This window comes from Aeromonas sp. TW 6, from assembly GCF_013168745.1.
Lineage (GTDB): Bacteria > Pseudomonadota > Gammaproteobacteria > Enterobacterales > Aeromonadaceae > Aeromonas > Aeromonas caviae.
The window spans coordinates 98,132-116,004 of sequence record NZ_JABERS010000011.1; the positions used below are offsets into that span (position 1 = coordinate 98,132).

17 protein-coding genes are annotated in these 17,873 nt (G+C 61.4%); all 17 read left to right on the forward strand.

What is annotated here, in order from left to right:
- The first annotated feature begins 35 nt into the window (after nucleotides 1–35).
- Nucleotides 36–1,883: a phage terminase large subunit family protein gene (locus HKD46_RS07895; protein ID WP_171865141.1), complete on the forward strand. Its 1,848-nt coding sequence runs from the start codon at nucleotides 36–38 to the stop codon at nucleotides 1,881–1,883.
- Complete coding sequence (locus HKD46_RS07900; RefSeq protein WP_171865143.1) at nucleotides 1,880–2,089, forward strand: hypothetical protein; 210 nt, start codon at nucleotides 1,880–1,882, stop codon at nucleotides 2,087–2,089. Before HKD46_RS07895 ends, HKD46_RS07900 begins: the two co-directional genes overlap by 4 nt.
- Nucleotides 2,086–3,648, forward strand: coding sequence for a phage portal protein (locus tag HKD46_RS07905; protein WP_171865145.1), 1,563 nt, complete (start codon nucleotides 2,086–2,088; stop codon nucleotides 3,646–3,648). Before HKD46_RS07900 ends, HKD46_RS07905 begins: the two co-directional genes overlap by 4 nt.
- Entirely contained in the window at nucleotides 3,560–5,659 is a 2,100-nt protein-coding gene (locus HKD46_RS07910; protein WP_311698134.1) for a ClpP-like prohead protease/major capsid protein fusion protein, read from the forward strand. The genes HKD46_RS07905 and HKD46_RS07910 overlap by 89 nt, the downstream gene beginning before the upstream one ends.
- A 57-nt stretch (nucleotides 5,660–5,716) precedes the next feature.
- Nucleotides 5,717–6,031, forward strand: a complete 315-nt coding sequence (locus HKD46_RS07915; RefSeq protein WP_171865147.1) for a DUF2190 family protein — start codon at nucleotides 5,717–5,719, stop codon at nucleotides 6,029–6,031.
- Nucleotides 6,031–6,327 carry a hypothetical protein gene (locus HKD46_RS07920; protein WP_005323966.1) on the forward strand — a complete coding sequence of 99 codons (297 nt, stop codon included), beginning with the start codon at nucleotides 6,031–6,033 and terminating at the stop codon, nucleotides 6,325–6,327. Before HKD46_RS07915 ends, HKD46_RS07920 begins: the two co-directional genes overlap by 1 nt.
- Before the next feature lie 7 nt (nucleotides 6,328–6,334).
- Nucleotides 6,335–6,943, forward strand: a complete 609-nt coding sequence (locus tag HKD46_RS07925; protein ID WP_171865149.1) for a phage tail protein — start codon at nucleotides 6,335–6,337, stop codon at nucleotides 6,941–6,943.
- Nucleotides 6,944–7,057: 114 nt separating this feature from the next.
- On the forward strand, nucleotides 7,058–7,573 hold the full coding sequence (locus HKD46_RS07930) for a DUF4468 domain-containing protein (RefSeq protein ID WP_171865151.1): 516 nt from the start codon (nucleotides 7,058–7,060) through the stop codon (nucleotides 7,571–7,573).
- 48 nt (nucleotides 7,574–7,621) lie between these two features.
- Nucleotides 7,622–8,023, forward strand: a complete 402-nt coding sequence (gpU, locus tag HKD46_RS07935) for a phage tail terminator protein (RefSeq protein WP_171865153.1) — start codon at nucleotides 7,622–7,624, stop codon at nucleotides 8,021–8,023.
- Nucleotides 8,023–8,499, forward strand: coding sequence for a phage tail tube protein (locus HKD46_RS07940; protein ID WP_069784442.1), 477 nt, complete (start codon nucleotides 8,023–8,025; stop codon nucleotides 8,497–8,499). The genes gpU and HKD46_RS07940 overlap by 1 nt, the downstream gene beginning before the upstream one ends.
- Entirely contained in the window at nucleotides 8,496–8,933 is a 438-nt protein-coding gene (locus HKD46_RS07945; RefSeq protein ID WP_069784443.1) for a hypothetical protein, read from the forward strand. The genes HKD46_RS07940 and HKD46_RS07945 overlap by 4 nt, the downstream gene beginning before the upstream one ends.
- Before the next feature lie 26 nt (nucleotides 8,934–8,959).
- Complete coding sequence (locus tag HKD46_RS07950; RefSeq protein ID WP_223918242.1) at nucleotides 8,960–9,271, forward strand: phage tail assembly protein T; 312 nt, start codon at nucleotides 8,960–8,962, stop codon at nucleotides 9,269–9,271.
- A complete protein-coding gene (locus HKD46_RS07955; RefSeq protein ID WP_171865155.1) occupies nucleotides 9,249–11,378 on the forward strand; it encodes a hypothetical protein in 2,130 nt (709 codons plus the stop codon). The genes HKD46_RS07950 and HKD46_RS07955 overlap by 23 nt, the downstream gene beginning before the upstream one ends.
- 2 nt (nucleotides 11,379–11,380) lie before the next feature.
- Nucleotides 11,381–11,977: a hypothetical protein gene (locus tag HKD46_RS07960; RefSeq protein WP_173418141.1), complete on the forward strand. Its 597-nt coding sequence runs from the start codon at nucleotides 11,381–11,383 to the stop codon at nucleotides 11,975–11,977.
- Nucleotides 11,974–12,558, forward strand: a complete 585-nt coding sequence (locus HKD46_RS07965; protein ID WP_171865159.1) for a hypothetical protein — start codon at nucleotides 11,974–11,976, stop codon at nucleotides 12,556–12,558. The genes HKD46_RS07960 and HKD46_RS07965 overlap by 4 nt, the downstream gene beginning before the upstream one ends.
- 5 nt (nucleotides 12,559–12,563) lie before the next feature.
- Nucleotides 12,564–12,965, forward strand: a complete 402-nt coding sequence (locus tag HKD46_RS07970) for a DUF6950 family protein (RefSeq protein ID WP_102948362.1) — start codon at nucleotides 12,564–12,566, stop codon at nucleotides 12,963–12,965.
- 83 nt (nucleotides 12,966–13,048) lie between these two features.
- A partial coding sequence (locus HKD46_RS07975) for a hypothetical protein (protein ID WP_171865160.1) occupies nucleotides 13,049–17,873 on the forward strand: 4,825 nt, incomplete at its 3' end.

The window sequence follows — 17,873 nt, forward strand, 5'->3', positions numbered from 1 at the left end:
TGCTCCGCCCGCCGGTTCAGACTGCCGCTGAGTGGATGGATGAGCATTACTATCTGCCGGTTGAGTCCTCCTATCAGGAGGGCCGCTGGAAGTCGCTGCCGTTTCAGGTGGCCATCATCAACGCGATGGCCAACGACGATATCCGCGAGGTCAACTTCGTCAAGTCGGCGCGGGTGGGGTACACCAAGATGCTGCTTGGCGTCGCCGCCTACTTGCTGGAGCACAAGAAGCGCAACGGCCTGATCTGGCAGCCGACCGATGGCGATGCCGAGCTGTTCGTCAAAAAGCACGTTGAACCCATGATCCGGGATGTGCCGAAAATTCGGGCGCTCGCCCCTTGGTATGGCAAGAAGCATCGGGACAACACCCTGGAGCTAAAGCGCTTCGCCAACGGTCGGGGACTTGAGCTGCGGGGAGGGAAGGCCGCCAAGAACTACCGGGAGGCGTCGCCTGACTTCGGGATCTATGACGAGCTGGCCGCCTTTGATGATGACATCGAGAAGGAGGGCTCGCCCACCTTCCTGGGTGATAAGCGGATGGAGGGTTCGACCCATCCCAAGTCGATCCGTGGTTCAACTCCCAAGATTGCAGGCCAGTGCCAGATAGAGCGGGCGGCGAGTGAATCGCCACACCTGATGCGCTATCACATCAAGTGCCCTCATTGCGAGGCCGAGCAGTACCTCAAATGGGGCGGCCCGGATGCCGAGTTTGGCATCAAGTGGGATGGCACCAACCACCACTCGGCGTTCTATCTCTGCGAGGCAAATGGCTGCGCCATTCGCCAGCATGAGATGGATTACGAGACGGTGGAACGCTGGATCTGCGAGCGCACCGGCATCTGGACGCGGGACTCCATCGACTGGTTCGACAGTGATGACCAACCGATCCCTCCTCCCGAGTCGGTGACCTTCCATATCTGGACGGCCTACAGCCCGCTGACGACATGGGTGCGGATTGTCTCTGACTTCCTCAAAGCGAAGGATGACCAGGGCAAGCTAAAGACCTTCGTCAACACCACGCTGGGCGAGACCTGGGAAGAGGAGACCGGTGAGAAACTGGAGTGGGAGGCGCTTGCCGCCCGCCGCGAGGTATGGCCGCACCCCGTCCCTGATGGGGTGCTCTATATCACTGTCGGGGCTGATACCCAGGATGACCGTTTCGAGTTCGAGATCACCGGCTGGGGCGTGGGGGAGGAGCATTGGGTGCTCGACTACCAGCGCCTGTACGGCAACCTCGGGCACACCGAGATCTGGGATCGACTGCACGAGCAGTTCTCGCGCCAGTTTATCAAGGCCAACGGTGAGGTGATGGATATCGGCCTGGTGCTGATTGACTCGGGTGGTCACTACACCGATGAGGTCTATCAGTTCTGTCGCCGCAACCCGCGCAAATATATCCCTATCAAGGGGGCCACGGTGATGGGCAAACCCATCATCACCTTCCCGCGCAAGAAGAACCGGCAGGGTGTTTACCTGTCGGAGGTCGGCACCGACACCGCCAAGGACGTGCTCTATGCCCGTCTGGCTGATTTGCCTCCATCGCTATCGGGTGCGCTGCCTGGTTATCGGCATCACCCTGTCGCCGAGTGGGCAGATGAACCCTATTTCAAAGGACTGACCTGTGAGCGCAAACGGGTTGAGTTTATCAAGGGCCGCCGAGTGTATCGCTGGGTTAACCCCTCCGGCGCTCGCAACGAGCCCACCGACTGCGCTGTTTACTCCCTGGCCGCCGTGCGCCTTGGCGTCCAGCACAAAGGCTGGCGCCTGGTCGCTAGGCATCAGCCAACCACCATCAACCACACCGAGCCAGCATCCCGTCAGCAGCCCAGGCAGGCGGCGACAGGTAACACCTGGCTTGGCACGAAACCAGGAGGCTGGCTGTGAAGCTGTGCGATATCGACACCATGATCGAGCTGTACCTGCAGGCCGAGCGCGATGTGCTGGCCGGCAAACAGGTAACGTTCCAGGGCCGTACTGTGACCTCTGAAAACCTCAACGAGATCCGCTCTGGCCGGCGAGAGTGGGAGCAGCGCCGCGCCAGCGCGGCCAATCCTGTCCGTCAGCCCTATGCCGCCGCGAGGTTCACATGAGGGCCATTGATAAGTTGGTCGGGTTTATCTCACCCGGCTGGGCGGCCAACCGGATGCGCGACCGATTGCGAATGATGGCCTATGAGGCAGCGATGCCGTCCAGAACCCATCAGGCCAAGCGGGAACGGCGTGGCGCCAACGTGGCCACCCAGCAATCGGCGATCAGCTTGCGCGAGCAGGCCAGAGCTTTGGACGAAAACCACGACATAGTGATCGGCCTCCTCGACAAGATGGAGGAGCGGATTGTCGGCGGCAAAGGTATTCAGATCGAGCCGCAGCCCCGTTCTGTCGATGGCCAGCTGCTGGATGATCTGGCCAAGGATATCCGCCGGCGCTGGGCGACCTGGTCGCTCAAACCTGAAACCACCGGCACATTCACCCGCCCCGCGATGGATCGGCTGGTCTGTCGTACCTGGTTGCGGGATGGTGAGGTGTTTGGCCGCCGCCTGCTCGGCACCATCAAGGGCTATCAGCATCACTCGGATACGCCATTTTCAGTGGAGGTGCTGGAGCCTGACTTTGTACCGTTCGACATGAACAGCGTGGCGGATGGGGTAAGGCAGGGCATCAAGGTCGATACCTGGCGCCGTCCGAAATCCTACTTTGTGATGTACGATCACCCCGGAGAGATGCAGGGCTATCGCTATCGCACCAAGGAGATCGACGCCAGCGAGATGTATCACCTGGCGCTGCGCAAGCGGATCCATCAACTGCGCGGGGTTTCGCTGCTGCACGGGGTCATCACCCGACTGGCTGATCTCAAGTCGGTGGAGGAGGCCGAGCGCGTAGCCGCCAGGATAAGCGCTTCGCTCGCCTTCTTCATCAAGAAAGAGGACCCGCAGGGATATCAGCCTCCGCCAGATGGTTCGCCGGCTCAAGCGCAGCGAATGATCGACATCACGCCGGGCATGACCTTTGACGACCTGCGCCCCGGCGAGGATGTCGGGGTTATCCAGTCCAACCGGCCAAACACCGCACTGAATATCTGGCGAGCTGGCCAGCTGCGCTCATCGTGTGCCGGCACCCGCAGCCAATATTCGAGCGTGGCCCGTGACTATGACGGCACCTATTCCGCCCAGCGCCAGGAGCTGGTCGAGGGGTGGGAAGGTTTCGCCGTGCTACAGGATGAGTTTGTGGCCAACTGGTCGCGCCCTGTTTTTCGGGACTGGCTGCTTGCCGAAACCCTGCGCAGCAAAGACCCGCTCAAGTTGCCCCCCGAGCTGGATATGAAAACCCTGTTCGATGCCATCTATCTGGCACCTGTCATGCCCTGGATTGACCCTGAGCGTGAGGCCAACGGCTGGAACAAGGTTATTCGAGGTGGTGCCGGTACTGAAACCGAGTGGATCCGGGCTCGCAACAAAAACCCTGACGAGGTACGAGCCCAGCGGGTTTCCGAACTGGAATGGGCAGAGCAAAACAACATTGTCACCGATACCAACCCAGCCAATGACCCAGGAGCACAACCCCGTGAAAAAGCACCACCTGACGGCGGCGATCCAGAACGCGCTGATGCCAGCGCGAGCGGAGGCCGCCAGCGACCAACCCGCCGCCGATAACCAGAGCACCCGCAGCTGGTACACCATCAGCGCCCTGGCCGGCTCAGAGCCCGCAGTCGAGATCTACATCTATGACGTGATCGGCTACTGGGGCATATCGGCCCAGCAATTCATCTCGGATTGCAGGGCCGCCGGGGTGTTTAGTGCCAAGCAAATCAATCTGCACATTCACAGCCCAGGCGGCGATGTGATGGACGGGTTTGCCATCTACAACACCCTGGCCCGCCTCACCTGCAAGATCGACATCTGGAACGATGGCCTGGCGGCCAGTATGGCCTCGGTCATCCTCTGCCTGCCCAATGCCACCGTGCATATGCCGAGCAACGCCTGGGTGATGATCCACAAGCCATGGTCTGGCACGGTCGGCAACGCTGACGATTTGCGAGATACAGCCGACTGGCTCGACCGCAACGAGGCGCTGTTGCTCAACGCCTACGAGAAGAAAACCGGCAAGCCCCGCGAGGAGCTGGCCGCGCTACTGTCGGCAGATACCTGGCTCGATGGCCACCAAGCCAAAGAAATGGGCTTTGTCGATGTCCTGGAAGAGCCGATCTCGGCTGCCGCCTACGTTAACGAGAACAAGATGAAAGACTTTAACAATATGCCCACTCCGGCCCGAGCGATGTTCGGTGCCAACGCGAACGCCGGCGCAGCAGCACCCGCACCGGCAGATCGCGCACCCGCAGCTCAAGCTCAGCAGCCGGCGCCTGCTGGTGAGGATCCTGTCGCAGCCTTCAAGCTCAAGGAGCAGGCCCGCCGCAACGACATTCAGGATCTGTTCGCCCTGACCGGTGGGCGCTTCCCGGAGCTGATGGCCGACTGTCTGGGGGACATGGAGATTTCCGCCTCTGCAGCCAAAGAGAAGCTGAAAGCGGCGCTCGGCACCAATGCCAGCGCCACCGGCCCGCTGGGTTCTACTGCTCACATCCATGCCGGTAACGGCAACCTGATCGGCGACTCTGTTCGCGGTTCTCTGATGGCCCGCTGTGGTCATGCGGAGAAGGAGCGTGACAACCGCTATGACGGTTTCAGCCTGCGCGAGCTGGCGCGGGCATCACTGGAAGGTCGCGGGGTATCCACCTCCGGCATGAGCCCGATGAACTATGTCGGCATGGCCTTCACCCACACCAGTTCCGACTTTGGCAAGATCCTGATGGATGTCTCCAACAAGTCAGTGCTGGAAGGTTGGGAATCCGCCAACGAGACCTTCGAGAAGTGGACGCGCAAGGGCACCTTGTCCGACTTCAAGGTAGCCCAGCGTGTCGGCTTGGGTGATATCGCTAGCCTGCGCAAAGTGCGCGAGGGTGCTGAGTACAAGCACATCACCCTGAACGACACCGGTGCCACCATCCAGCTGGCGACCTACGGCGAGCTGTTCTGCATCACCCGCCAGGCGATCATCAACGATGACCTCGACCTGCTGACCCGCATCCCGAAACTGATGGGGGCGGCGGCGCGTGGCACCATCGCAGATCTGGTCTATGCCGTGTTGACCCAGAACATCAAGATGCCGGACAACAAGCAGTTGTTCCACGCCGATCACCACAACCTGCTGAGCGGCGCAGACTCTGCCATGAGCATCAAGGCACTCTCTGCTGCCAAGGCGCTGATGCGCAGCCAGAAGGCGGCCGCAGAAGGTGGCAAGGGTCGCGCTCTCAACATCCGCCCGGGCTTTGTTCTGGTGCCGATTGAGCTGGAAGATACCGCGCTCCAGCTGATCAACAGCACCTCCGTCCCCGGTGCCGATGCCAACTCCGGCATCAGCAACCCGCTCAAGGGCTTCGCCGAGGTGATCGGTGAGCCGCGCCTCTCCGATAGCGATGTGGCCCAGTGGTTCCTGGCTGCGCAGGGTGGCGACACGGTTGAGGTTGCCTATCTGGACGGCATGGATGCGCCCTGGATTGAGCAGCAGGAAGGCTTCACCGTTGACGGCGTGACCACCAAGGTTCGCATCGATGCGGGGGTTTCTGCCCTCGACCATCGCGGCCTTGTCAAGGCTGCCGGCAAGTAATCGGAACGGCCCGCAACATGGCGGGCCATCTTTTGGCAAACAAACAGGAACAGCAACATGGCAAAGAATTTCGTTTGTACCGGCACCCAGCTGGCGTTTGCAGCCCCGGCCGGTGGTGTGGTTGCCGGCAAGCCTATCAAGATGGGCGCACTGACCGTTGTCCCACTGGAGACCGCCGCCGCTGGCACCGAGTTTACCGGCGCCCTGTCCGGTGTCTGGTCTCTCCCATGCGACACCGCATTGGCTATCGGTGCGGCCGTCAAGTGGGATGGTGCCAAGCTGGTCGCGGACACCACCAAGGACGCGGACGACTTCGGCAAGCTGGTTAGCAGCGGCGCCAGCGGTTACGCCGACGCGCTGATCGTCCAGTAATGGTGACCGGCTCCCGCTGGCAGCGGGCGGTCAGTCGCCTCAACGTGGCCGTTGATCAAGCCATGGGTATCGATGCCGTTGTCGCCGGTCAGCCGTTGACCGTGATCTATGACGAACAGCCTGATGCATTTGCCCAGGTGGCGACAGTGCTGCGCGAGCTCGCTGTGAGCAGTCCGCCGCCCGGGGTGCGTTTTCGTAATGGTGACAAGGTAGAGGTGCCAAGCCTTGGCCTGGTGACCACTGTCAGAGACGTGCCATACATGCGGGCTGGCCAGTTGATCATCCCCATCAAGTGAGGAAGCCATGCCCATCAAGCAAGACTTGGACAAGGCGCTGGCGAACCTGAATCTGCTGCCGACCAAGCTGGTGCCGAAGGCGAGTGCCCAAGCGGTCAACCGGGTGGCGGCTGGCGCGTCCAGTCGGGCTATCCGGCTGACCGCCAAGGATAGCCGCGTGCAGGTGCCCGCCAAGTTGCTGCGCCCTCGGGTGAAGATCTTCAAGGCGTCTCAGCAGAAGCCATCAGCCACGATCCGGGTGCGCCGCCGCCCTATCCCCTTGATCAAGGTAGGGGCCGTCCAGCAGCGCCTGGTGCGCTATCGACACACCGCCTTCACGGGGATTGGGGACATGCAGGTCGGTCGTCATCGTGTGCCTGGTGGCTTCATCGCTGACGGTGGCCAAGGCTTTGGCGAATACCGCCGGGGAGGTGGCTATGCGGCCACCAAGCTCAAGAGCTGGCAGATCTTGCGCCGGGTCGGCAAAGGCCGTCATGCCCTGGAGGTGATGCGGATCCCGCTGGTGACCCCGATCACCGAGCACTATGAACGGGAATCAAAAGCAGGGATGGCCCGTGACATGCCCCGCGAAATGCAGCGGGCGCTGTTGCGTCAGCTTCAGTTAACATTCAAGTGACAATACAAACAGTAATGTGGCCTGCGAATGGGATTACTTACTTTCCCCTATTACCCATTGAATATCTTTAGTTCCAAACGGTATCCTGTCTCTCTTTAAAATAAGGGGGGTAAAATGAATAAATGGATCCTAGGTGCTGTCGCGGCCGTCAGTTTGACAGGGTGCGTTAGTGCTCCCGCTGATAAACCTGTCAACCCAGCGGACACTGAATTTGCTCAAGTCTATGACGCGCCTGGTATGTCTAAGGGCCAGATTTATGAAGGGACTCTTAAATGGATCGCGGAGAATTTCAAGTCAGCGAAATCTGTAATTGAGTATCAAAATGCCAACGATGGAGTGCTGATAGGGAATGGGATGCTTAACTACCCCTGCAACAGTTTTGATTGCATAGGCAAAGCAGCATGGAAGGTTAAGTTCACCATGAAAGTGGAAACGAAAGACGGTAAGTTCAAAACCGATTTCAAAAATCTGCTCCTCGACATTCCTGCTGTGGTCAATCAATTTGGCTCATATCCAGCAATGGAAACGCCCATACAGACTCAAGGGGATTTGGATGCAGTGAAACCCAAACTTCTTGAATTTGGCAATCAGATAAAAAGTAGCCTCACTACAGACAATCCTGACTGGTAATAATCAACCATCAACCCCGCTCAGGCGGGGTTTTTTATTGGACCCACTATGACAATTCGAACCGACATCCGGGCGGCCCTGGCCGAACGGGTGCGAACCTGTGTGCCCGATCTTCGTGAGGTGTACCCCTCCCGCCCGGTAGACGTCGCCGAAGAAGACCTGCCCATGGCGTTCTGCTACTTCCTGGAAGGGGGCGATGGTGAGTTCTCCCTGGATGGGGAGAGCGAGCAGGCCCTGCTGATGGTCTCCCTCTATGTGGCCGAAACCAATCAGGCAGACGCCGATCTTGACGAGCTGGCTGAGAAGCTGGCGCCGCTGGCTGGGGACGCCCTCGGTGGGCTGCTGCTCGAAGGGCTGGCCTCGGCGGGCTGGCAATACGGGGCAGATGATCGGGGCACCGGCCTGGCTTCTCTGACCCTCAATTTTAACGCGACCTGGAGCAAACCCTGATGACAACTGATGCAACCAAGCCGGTGAAGGGCGCCGGTACTCAATTTTTCATGGCGGCCGCTGCTGGCACCGAGAAGCCTGACCCCACCACCGGCAATGCGGTTATCCGTCTGGCTGATGTCAAAGAGCTGACGCCGCCCGAGATGAGCGCCGAAGAGCAAGAAGATGCGTACCTGGACGCACCGGATCCGCAGTGGAAAGAGAAAACACCCGGTCAAATTGACCCGGGTCAGCTCTCGGTCACCCTGGCCTGGAAGCCTGCGGAAGCGACCCAGAAACAACTGGTGAACCTGCTTGCCCAGGCACCTCGCTGGTTTTTCATCAAGTACCCCAATGGGGCGTGGGATGGTTTCTATGGCTTTGTCAGCAGCGTTGGCAAGGCTATCCCGGCGAAAGAGACCATCACCCGTTCGGTAAAAATCTCCCTCTCTGGCCGCCAGTCCCCGGCAGAGACTGACTGGAACCCTGTCGCATGACCGAGCCGCACATTGATAGCCGCACCATCAAGCTGCGCACCCCCCGTGGCTTGGAGTCTGATGTCACCGTGCGGGCGCTGACGGCCCTGCAGCTGTTTGAATATCAGACCTACCTGGTCGATGTTGAGTGGCCCGCGCCGCCCCAGGAAGGGGATAAAAAGGCCCTCGATAAATACACCCTGCAGGTGCAAAAGGCGCTCTATGAGCTGAATGCCACCATGGCAGCGTTTGGTTTGCAGTACCTGCATCCGGCGGACTCCATCGAGGAAGTCAGATCCCGGGTGATCCGTTCCTACCCCCTGCCCGATCACATCATGCGTCTGGCGCTGGCGGTCAAGGAGCTGAGCGGCCTGGCACAGCCGCCCGCTGCCGATGAAGAGAAAGCGGTGGAAGAGGGTGAAGCACAGGAGCCAGCTGACCCAAAAAAAGCCTAGCGGCCGAAAAGGCGTTCATCCTGAGCCTGGCCCGCCAGTTTGGTCGAGCAGACTGGCGGCGCTGGCTGAGCGAGTTTTCGGCTGCTGAGTACCTGGACTGGGTGGCTGATTTCTCAAAGCATCCGACCGATTATCGGATCCGCCAATACGAAACCGGCCAGATCTGCGCCCTGCTGTTGAATGTCCACCTCAAGGCCGAGCACTGGGTCAGTCCCTCAGAATTTTTCTATAACCGCCCCGAACCCGTGGTGGTTGAACAAAGTGACGAGGAGATCGCCAACTTGGCCGCCTTTATCCCGGGAGTAGAGAGAACCTATGTCATCGACCCAGATTGCTGACCTTCGGGTGCTCCTCAGCGCGGATCTCTCGTCCTTGCCTGCCGATGTCCGCTCCGCAGCGAACGTGCTGAAAAGCTATGCTGCCGACGCCAAGAGTGCCGAAGACTCGACATTCAATTTTGGCCGCTCGTTCGGGGAAACCGCCGATCTGCTCTCGCAGAAGTCCCAGGCCATCATCGGTGGTTTCAGCCTGATGCAGGGAGCCGTGCTCGGCGTGGTGGGCGCGGCGGTCGGCATGGCCTCGGCGGTCAGTTCGTTGGCCCAGCAGGGACGCGAACTGGAGCAGATGTCCAACAAGGCGGGGGTGACCGTCGAACGGATGCAGGAGCTGGCCTACGCCACCGAGCAATACAATGTCAGCGGCGATCAGTTGGCTGACATGCTCAAGGACGTGCAGGACAAGTTGGGCGACTTCTCGGCCACCGGCGGTGGCGAGTTTGCCGACTGGATGACCAACATCGCCCCCAAGGTGGGGCTGACCATCGAAAAACTGCAGCAGATGAGCGGCCCCGATGCCCTTATCGCGATGCAGGATGCGATGGACAAGACCAACGTTTCCGCCGCCGAGCAGGTGTTTTACCTAGAGTCCATCGCCAACGATGTCTCCACCCTGCAACCCCTGCTGCGCAATAACGGCGACGAACTTCAACGCCTGACCGGGCACTATCGGAATCTCAACGCTGCGCTCTCCGAGACCGATATCAGTCAGCTAAAGGAGATGGATCAGCAGCTCCACGATGTGGGCCTGAAACTGCAAGGGTCGTTTGCCAAAGCGGTACTGGGGGCCTCGGAGCAGATCGACTGGCTGACCGACAAGGTGAGTTACGCGGTGGGCTACTGGGGGACGCTGTTCGACAGCTGGGCCGACAACCCCCGCACCATCGACGGCATGAGCCGTCGCCTCGGGAACCTGCGTGAAGAACTCAAGGATCTGGATGACCAGATCAAAGAGACGTCGGAGCAAAAGGCATTCGGCGGCGTCGGCCTGCTTGACGCCATCTTGGGCGATACGGCGGGCCGTTCTGCCCTGCCGGAGCTCCAGCAACGCCGCGCCGAGATTGAGGCCGAGATAGACCGGATTCAGGAGGCGTATGGCAAGAAGCGCTTCGGGATTGGTGAGCAACCGGAGTACCAGCCCCCGGAACCGGTCAGCTCTCGAGATACCAGCGCTGACAACAAGAAGCTGCTGGATCAGGGGGAGACGCGCCTCAGCGCCCTGGACATGCAATATGCCAGTGAGCTGGACAAGCTGCGCCTCTCCCATGAGGAGCGCCTGGCAGAAATCGATAGTATGCAGGTCAGCGAGGCCGAATTGCGGCGCCGCGGCTATGAGAGCCTGGGGGAGCTGCGAGAGGAGTACCGCCAGAAGGAGGCGGATTACTTCGCCGAGCAGCAAGCTGACTACATGGCCAAGCGTGAAGAGGCGATGGCCAAGGAGCTGGAGGCGGATCAGCGCAAGCAGGATCAGCTTGCCGAGCAGGAGCGCCAGCGCGTTGAAAGGCAGAAAGCGGCCCAGCAACAGGCCGCCCGCGACATGCTCAACTTCACCAGCCAGACCCTCAGCCTCACCACTGACATGCTCCAGCAGTCGGGCAAAGAGCAGACCTTCATCATGAAGGCCCTGCTGGCCGCTCAGAAGCTGCTGGCAATTCCGTCGATCTTGGTGGCCGGTGAGCAAGCAGAGGCCGGGGCGGCGGCGTTTGCCGCGATGACCGGCGGCCTGCTCGCGGCAGAGTCTGCCCGCGCAATGCTCAAGGCCCAGACCATGATATCGGTCGGCATCGTCGCCGGGACGGCCATTGCAGGCATGGCCCACTCAGGGATTGAAGAGATCCCCAGCGAGGGCACCTGGCTGCTCGATAAAGGCGAGCGGGTTTACACCAACAAGTCCGCCCAGCGTATCGATCAGATGTACGACCAGCTGATGACTGGGGGAGGCGGGGCGGCCAGCGGCGGCGCGGTGTTTGAGCAGCACTTTCATTTCAGTGCCGACATGACCGACACCGACCGCAATCAGGTGATCACAGAGGCCGCCAATCGGGGTTATCACATGTTCATCGAAGACCTTGGCAGCAATGGCCAAGCGCGTCGAATGCTGGGGGTATGACGATGGAAATCTATGACTGGCCCGCCGAGTTCAGAGTGCGGGAAAACTCCCTCGACCTTGAAACCATGGGGCGGGTATTTGAATCGCCGTTTGACGGCTCAGAGCAGACCGTCGCCACCCCGGGCAGCAAGTGGCTGATGGAGCTGACCATGGGCAAGATGGAGCCCGCTGTTGCCCGTCGCCTGGAAGCCTTCATCGCCAAGCTGGATGGCAAAACCAACCGGGTCAGGTTGTGGGACTTCGCTCACCCCAAACAGCCGGTACATGGTGCCCCTATCGTCAGTGAGGCGCTGAACATGCGCACCGCGATGACGAGCAGAGGGTGGAAGCCCTCGACCCTGGTACTGCGGGATGGCGACTGGCTACAGGTGGGCGATGAACTCAAGCGGGTCACGGCAGATGTTTGGTCGGATCAGTCTGGCGCGGCCCGGATTGCGTTTGCCCCCATGCTGCGCAAGAGCCACCCGAGCGGCACCCCCCTGGTGGTCGAGCGCCCCATGGGGGTGTTTCGCCTCGATGGCGGTGGCAAATCTCGTCGCCCGTCTGGCCTTCGCCGTGATCTCGGCACCCTCAAGTTCAAGGAGAGTTTCTATCCATGATCACCGGCCTTGATCCTGATGTGATCGCCGCCCTCAATCAGCCAAACGTGACAGCGCTCTATGCCCTCAAGCTGGACTTGGTGAGCGGTATGAGCCGCCTTCACTCGGGCTTGGGGGAGCTGGTGCTGGGTGGTGAGGTGTATTACGGGGTAGGTGCCCTGGGGGCGGTCAGCCCCCAGAAAGAACAGATATCCACCTCGCCAACCAAGCTGAGCGTCACCCTGACGGGGTTGGACAACGCCCTGCTGGCCGAGGTGATGAGGGAGCGCATCGTTGACCGAATGGCGTGGCTTTATCTGGTCGTGCTTGGCCCTGATGGCACCCCCCTCAATGCCTGTTTGCAGTTTAGCGGCAAGATAGCGCAAACCCCCATCAAGGCAGGGCGAACCAACACCATCCAGCTCACCATCTCGAACAAGTTTGAGGACTGGCAGAAGGGCCTCAACTTGCGCAACACCGACGAAAGCCACCGCCGCATTCACCCGAATGATCGCTTCTTCCGCTATCAGAACCAGATGGCTGACCGATCCATCTACTGGGGATCCAAGAAAGATGCCCCGAGTTTCAACTATGAGGACTGACCGCCATGCGCCACCCAGATTGGCAAATCCGCATCATCACCACCATTCAGGCCGCCACCGAGCGGCCTTTTTGTTGGGGTGAAAATGATTGCTGTCTGTTTGTCGCTGACGTGTGTCTTGCCGCTTGCGACAAGGATCCCGCAGCCCAGTATCGGGGGCGCTACACCACCGAGATCGGCGCCAAGCGGGTGCTTGCCAAGACCCACGGCAGCATTGAGGCCGCCCTCGATGCGCTGTTTGTCCGTGTACCAATTGCCATGGCCCAGCGCGGCGATGCCCTGGTGTTTGATGGCCCAAACGGGTTGACCGCCGGGGTCATGTGGGCTGGCCAAGTCTGGGCCATGACAGAGCAAGGCGCCCGCCCCATCCCGGATCAAGTCCCCCTCATTGCCTGGAGAGTTGAATAATGCCCGCCGCTGCCGTCCCTCTTATCGCTGGTGCCGCTGCTGGCGCGGGCGCTTATGCTGCCGTGACGGCTGTCACGGTGGGCATGGCCCTTTCCATCGGCACAGCGGTGGCCACTGCCACCATGATGTTGACGACGAAAAAGCCGTCGCTCTCTGACTATCGCAGCGCGAGCGAGCGTAGCCAGGTGCTGCGTGCTGCCGCCAGCGACAAGACCTGTGTCTATGGCCGCGTGGTGTCCTCCGGTCTGCTGTCGTTCGCCGCCGAGCAGGCCGGCGAGCAGGATGAAGGGGAGTGGCTGCACCTGGCCCTGGTGATCGCCGGTCACAAGCTCTCCCGCGTTGGCGACATCTGGCTGGGTGACGATCTGATCGGCACCTTCTCCGATCTGGTCTCCTACGAACTCCATGCCGACCGCAAAACCTGCGACCCCTTCATGTTGGCCAAGTGTGCCGATTGGAAGGAAGACATGATTGGTCAGGGGATTACCTGGCTGCGCCTGTCACTCAAGTTCGACCCCCAGAAGTTCCCGGCGGGGCTCCCCAACATCAAGGTGGAGAAGTTCGGAAAGGAGGTGTGGGATCCCAGGGACAGCAAATGGAAGTGGAGTGATAACGTCGCCCTGGTCATCCTCGACTATTACCGCTCCTGGCTGAACGTGCCGGACGATGAGATCCGCATGAACGAGTTCATCGTGGCTGCCAACATCTGCGATGAACTGGTCACGCGCCCGGATGGGACGCGGGAACCCCGCTATACGGCCAACGTGGAGTTCGATCTGGGCGAAGCCAGATCCAAGGTGTTGGAAGCACTCCACATGGCGTGTGCCGGCCAGCCGACTTACATAGGCGGCAAGCACGGCATCATCGCGGGGGCTTATTACGGGCCTGCCAGCGACGAGATCCGGGCGCACCAGATTATCGGGGATAGCGAGCTGCTGCCGGAGCCAGCCAGCAGTGAGAAAATCAACCAGGTGACCGGGACATTTGTTGACCCGATCACCTTCAAGAAGACCGACTTCCCGGCGGTGATTGTCAACGAATGGGTGGAAGAGGACGGCGGCCTTGCCCTGCTGGAAGACCTCGACCTGCGCTGTGTGACCAGCGAATACCAGGCCCAGCGTCTGGCGAATATCATGCTGCGTCAGCGCCGCTCCGCCCGCACAGTGACATGCCCGATCAACCTCTCTGGCTGGCGCTATCGCCCCGGCAGCTCGATCCGACTCTACATCCCGGCTCTGGGCATCAATGGCCCCGAGTTTCGTGTGGTAGATTGGTCGTTCTCGCTGACCAGTGGGGTCGAGCTCACATTGCGAGAAGAGAGCCCGCTGTTTTGGTCGGACGCCATCGGCAAGCCCATGGAGCGCCCGGAAATCACCGAGCTACCCTCGGGCGGTGTGGCCATGCCGGATCAGCTCCGTTATGAAGTGGAACAGATTGGCGAGGTGATCCAGGGCGTACTGTCCTGGCGCAACGTCGGCACCATCGCCTACAACCAGGTGATCATCCAGCGCCTTGACCCCGGCAAGCCCCCGGTGGTGGTGCTGACTGCCCAGGTGCCGGGGCAATCTTGCCGGGTGAATGGCCTGGCGGCCGGAAACTACGTGGGCCAAGTCCGCGCCATCGCCATGACCGGCGCCCCGTCGCCGGTTGCGTCGGTCAATTTCACCATCCAGGTGCCCGCTATCCCCGTGGGGGTCGAGGTTGAGGCAGGCAACTGGTCCCTAGCATTCCGCCCGGTGTTCACCGGTGGCCAGTCCTACGGCACCCTCTGCGAATGGTGGTGGAGCAAAGTGCAGCTGCCCCTGGCCGAGGTGCAGACCAAAGCAACCAATGCAGGCTTGGGTGCGTTCATGACGTTTCAAGGGTTGCAGCCAGACACCACCTATTACGTGTGGTTGCGGGCCGTCAACGCCTACGGCAAATCTGGTCTGTTTGCGGCCAGCGGTAAAACCTCCTACGACGCCGCCTCCATTCTCGACATCCTGGATGGGGAGATCGGTGGCGAACACCTACGCGAGGAGCTGCGCAAGCCCATCGAGCAGATCGCGGACATCGTTGACCAGGCGATCCCAGACATCATTGGCAAACTGGAGCTGGTCGAGCGCGAGTTCACCGACCTGAGCGAGACGGTCGCGCCGATTGCCGAGCGAGTGCCGGTGATCGATCGGGAGTTGACCGACCTGAGCGAGACGGTCGCGCCGATTGCCGAGCGAGTGCCGGTGATCGATCGGGAGTTGACTGGGCTGGGGTCTGCCCTGGCCGCGCTCGATGAGCGGGCGACACAGACCGAAAGCCTGCTGCGCGACGAGCAAGACAGCCTGGGACAGATGGGGATCGGCGCAGTCCTGCAGCAAGACAAGCTGCACGGCAAAATCGACCGTGTGCAGAGCGAGATGGGCGATCTGCGCGATGCCATTTTCACGGTCAACCCCGAAAACGGCCAGATCGAAATGGATGTGGTGCGGGCGCTGCGCGATGAAACTCACGCTAGCTTTACCGAAGTCAACCAGAAACTGGACGCCGCCACCGGCACCTTGGCCACCAAGGCCGATCATGCAGTGGTGGATGCCCAGGGCGAACGGCTGACCGAGGCCGAGCAGGTGCTGGATGGCATCAATGCCAAGATCACCCAGACGGTCACCAAATCGGAGTTCACCAGCGAACAGCAGCGCCTGACCGAGGTCAGCAGCTCCCTGGATGCCGCCCTGGGGCAGATCCAGCAGAAGGCCGCCCAGTCCACCGTGACCGAGCAGGGCGAACGGCTCGCGGCGGCAGAGCAACGGATCACCGTCAACAGCGATGCCCAGTCGGCCCTGGCCGAGCGCGTATCCGGCCTCAAGGCCGAGCTGGAGGCAGATGACCAGACCCTGCTGGCCAACATCACCGAAGTGGCGCGGGTCAGTACCGAGGCTGACCAGGTGCTGGCTGAGCGGGTCAGCGGGGTCGAGGTGCGCACCGACACCGCCGAGGGCGCGATCCGGGCGCTGGAGGAGATTGTCGAGAATGACGGCGGGATCACCGCTGGCCGCTTTGACGAGATCACCGCCACCCTGGACCTGACGGCCAAGGCTGCTGACCAAGCCGCCGAGGCCGCCATTGCCAACGCCCTCGCGGGCGATAAGGGGGAGCAGCGTCACCGCCAGGCCGAGGCATCCATTCGCCGTGACCAGCAGGTGCAGCTTGATCTTCATCAGGCCCTGGCGAGCGAGGTCACCGACCTCAGTGCCAAGTTAGAAGGAGAGAAGGCCGCCACCATTGCCCGTCTGACAGAGGTTCGGGAGGTGATCGCCGGGGTTGAGCAGTCCACCGCCCGGGAGTTAAGCCAGCTCAAGACCGACTACCAGGCAGCAGACAGCAAGACCGCCGCCGCCTTGGAAGAAAGCAATCGCACCCTGAGTGCCGCCGATCAGGCTATGGCCGAGCGGGTAACCCAACTGCAAGCCACCCTGGAAGAGGATGACAGGGCGCTCAACGCTGCGCTCCTGGAAACCCAGCGAACCGTTGCAGAAGGGGATCAGGCGCTCGCCGAGCAAATCGGCCAGCTCAAGACAGCCAGCGGCGATCAAGCCGCCCAGCTCACCAGCCTGGGCAAGGTGGTCACCGATGGTCAGCAGGCCACCGGCGAGGCCCTGCAACAGCTCACCACCAAGACCGACAAGACCCAATCCGATGTGGGCACCTTGTCTGAGGCCGTGGCAGAGCAGGGCAAGGCGCTGGCCGCTCGCCAGGATGACCTGTCAGCAGAAGTCAATCTGACCGCCCTGGCCAGCATCGGCAACACCTTAGCGGATGATCAGGACGAGGGTCGGGCTCGCAAGGCCCGCGCCACGATCACTCGTCGTCAGGATACCCAGGCAGACGAACACCAGGCGCTGGCCCGCGAGGTGACCCAGTTCCGGGCCGAGTTTGAGGGGGAGCAGGCGGCGACGTCTGCCGCGCTCACCGGGGTGAGGGAGGTGATCGCCGGGGTGGAGCAGTCCACCGCCCGGGAGATCAGCCAGCTCAAGGCCGATTACCAAGCGGCAGACAGCAAGACCGCCGCCGCCTTGGAAGAAAGCAATCGCACCCTGAGTGCCGCCGATCAGGCTATGGCCGAGCGGGTAACCCAACTGCAAGCCACCCTGGAAGAGGATGACAGGGCGCTCAACGCTGCGCTCCTGGAAACCCAGCGAACCGTTGCAGAAGGGGATCAGGCGCTCGCCGAGCAAATCGGCCAGCTCAAGACAGCCAGCGGCGATCAAGCCGCCCAGCTCACCAGCCTGGGCAAGGTGGTCACCGATGGTCAGCAGGCCACCGGCGAGGCCCTGCAACAGCTCACCACCAAGACCGACAAGACCCAATCCGATGTGGGCACCTTGTCTGAGGCCGTGGCAGAGCAGGGCAAGGCGCTGGCCCGCGAGGTGACCCAGTTCCGGGCCGAGTTTGAGGGGGAGCAGGCGGCAACGTCCGCCGCGCTCACCGGGGTGAGGGAGGTGATCGCCGGGGTGGAGCAGTCCACCGCCCGGGAGTTAAGCCAGCTCAAGACCGACTACCAAGCGGCAGACAGCAAGACCGCTGCCGCCTTGGAAGAAAGCAAGCGCACCCTGAGCGACGCCGATGAGGCCATGGCCGAACGGGTAACCCAACTGCAGGCCACCCTGGAAGGGGATGATCAGACGCTCAACGCCGCTATCCTGGAAACCCAGCGCACCCTGGCGCAGGGGGATCAGGCGCTGGCCGAGCAACTGACCCAGTTGCAGGCCAAGGTGGAGACGGGTGATAAGGCGCTCGATGCGGCCATCAAGCAGACCCAGCAAGCCCAGGTGACCGGCGACAGCGCCCTGGCCGCCCGCATGGATCAACTGCAAGCCACCCTGGAAGGGGATGACCAGACGCTCAACGCCGCCATCCTGGAAACCCAGCGCACCC

Excerpts from the sequence above, each read along its gene's own strand:
- HKD46_RS07945 (WP_069784443.1), top strand. The coding sequence starts at position 8,496 with ATGACCGAGCCGCACATTGATAGCCGCACCATCAAGCTGCGCACCCCC.
- HKD46_RS07955 (WP_171865155.1), top strand. The coding sequence starts at position 9,249 with ATGTCATCGACCCAGATTGCTGACCTTCGGGTGCTCCTCAGCGCGGAT.
- gpU (WP_171865153.1), top strand. The coding sequence starts at position 7,622 with ATGACAATTCGAACCGACATCCGGGCGGCCCTGGCCGAACGGGTGCGA.
- HKD46_RS07965 (WP_171865159.1), top strand. The coding sequence starts at position 11,974 with ATGATCACCGGCCTTGATCCTGATGTGATCGCCGCCCTCAATCAGCCA.
- HKD46_RS07970 (WP_102948362.1), top strand. The coding sequence starts at position 12,564 with ATGCGCCACCCAGATTGGCAAATCCGCATCATCACCACCATTCAGGCC.
- HKD46_RS07960 (WP_173418141.1), top strand. The coding sequence starts at position 11,381 with ATGGAAATCTATGACTGGCCCGCCGAGTTCAGAGTGCGGGAAAACTCC.
- HKD46_RS07930 (WP_171865151.1), top strand. The coding sequence starts at position 7,058 with ATGAATAAATGGATCCTAGGTGCTGTCGCGGCCGTCAGTTTGACAGGG.
- HKD46_RS07895 (WP_171865141.1), top strand. The coding sequence starts at position 36 with ATGGATGAGCATTACTATCTGCCGGTTGAGTCCTCCTATCAGGAGGGC.
- HKD46_RS07905 (WP_171865145.1), top strand. The coding sequence starts at position 2,086 with ATGAGGGCCATTGATAAGTTGGTCGGGTTTATCTCACCCGGCTGGGCG.
- HKD46_RS07920 (WP_005323966.1), top strand. The coding sequence starts at position 6,031 with ATGGTGACCGGCTCCCGCTGGCAGCGGGCGGTCAGTCGCCTCAACGTG.
- HKD46_RS07940 (WP_069784442.1), top strand. The coding sequence starts at position 8,023 with ATGACAACTGATGCAACCAAGCCGGTGAAGGGCGCCGGTACTCAATTT.
- HKD46_RS07925 (WP_171865149.1), top strand. The coding sequence starts at position 6,335 with ATGCCCATCAAGCAAGACTTGGACAAGGCGCTGGCGAACCTGAATCTG.
- HKD46_RS07915 (WP_171865147.1), top strand. The coding sequence starts at position 5,717 with ATGGCAAAGAATTTCGTTTGTACCGGCACCCAGCTGGCGTTTGCAGCC.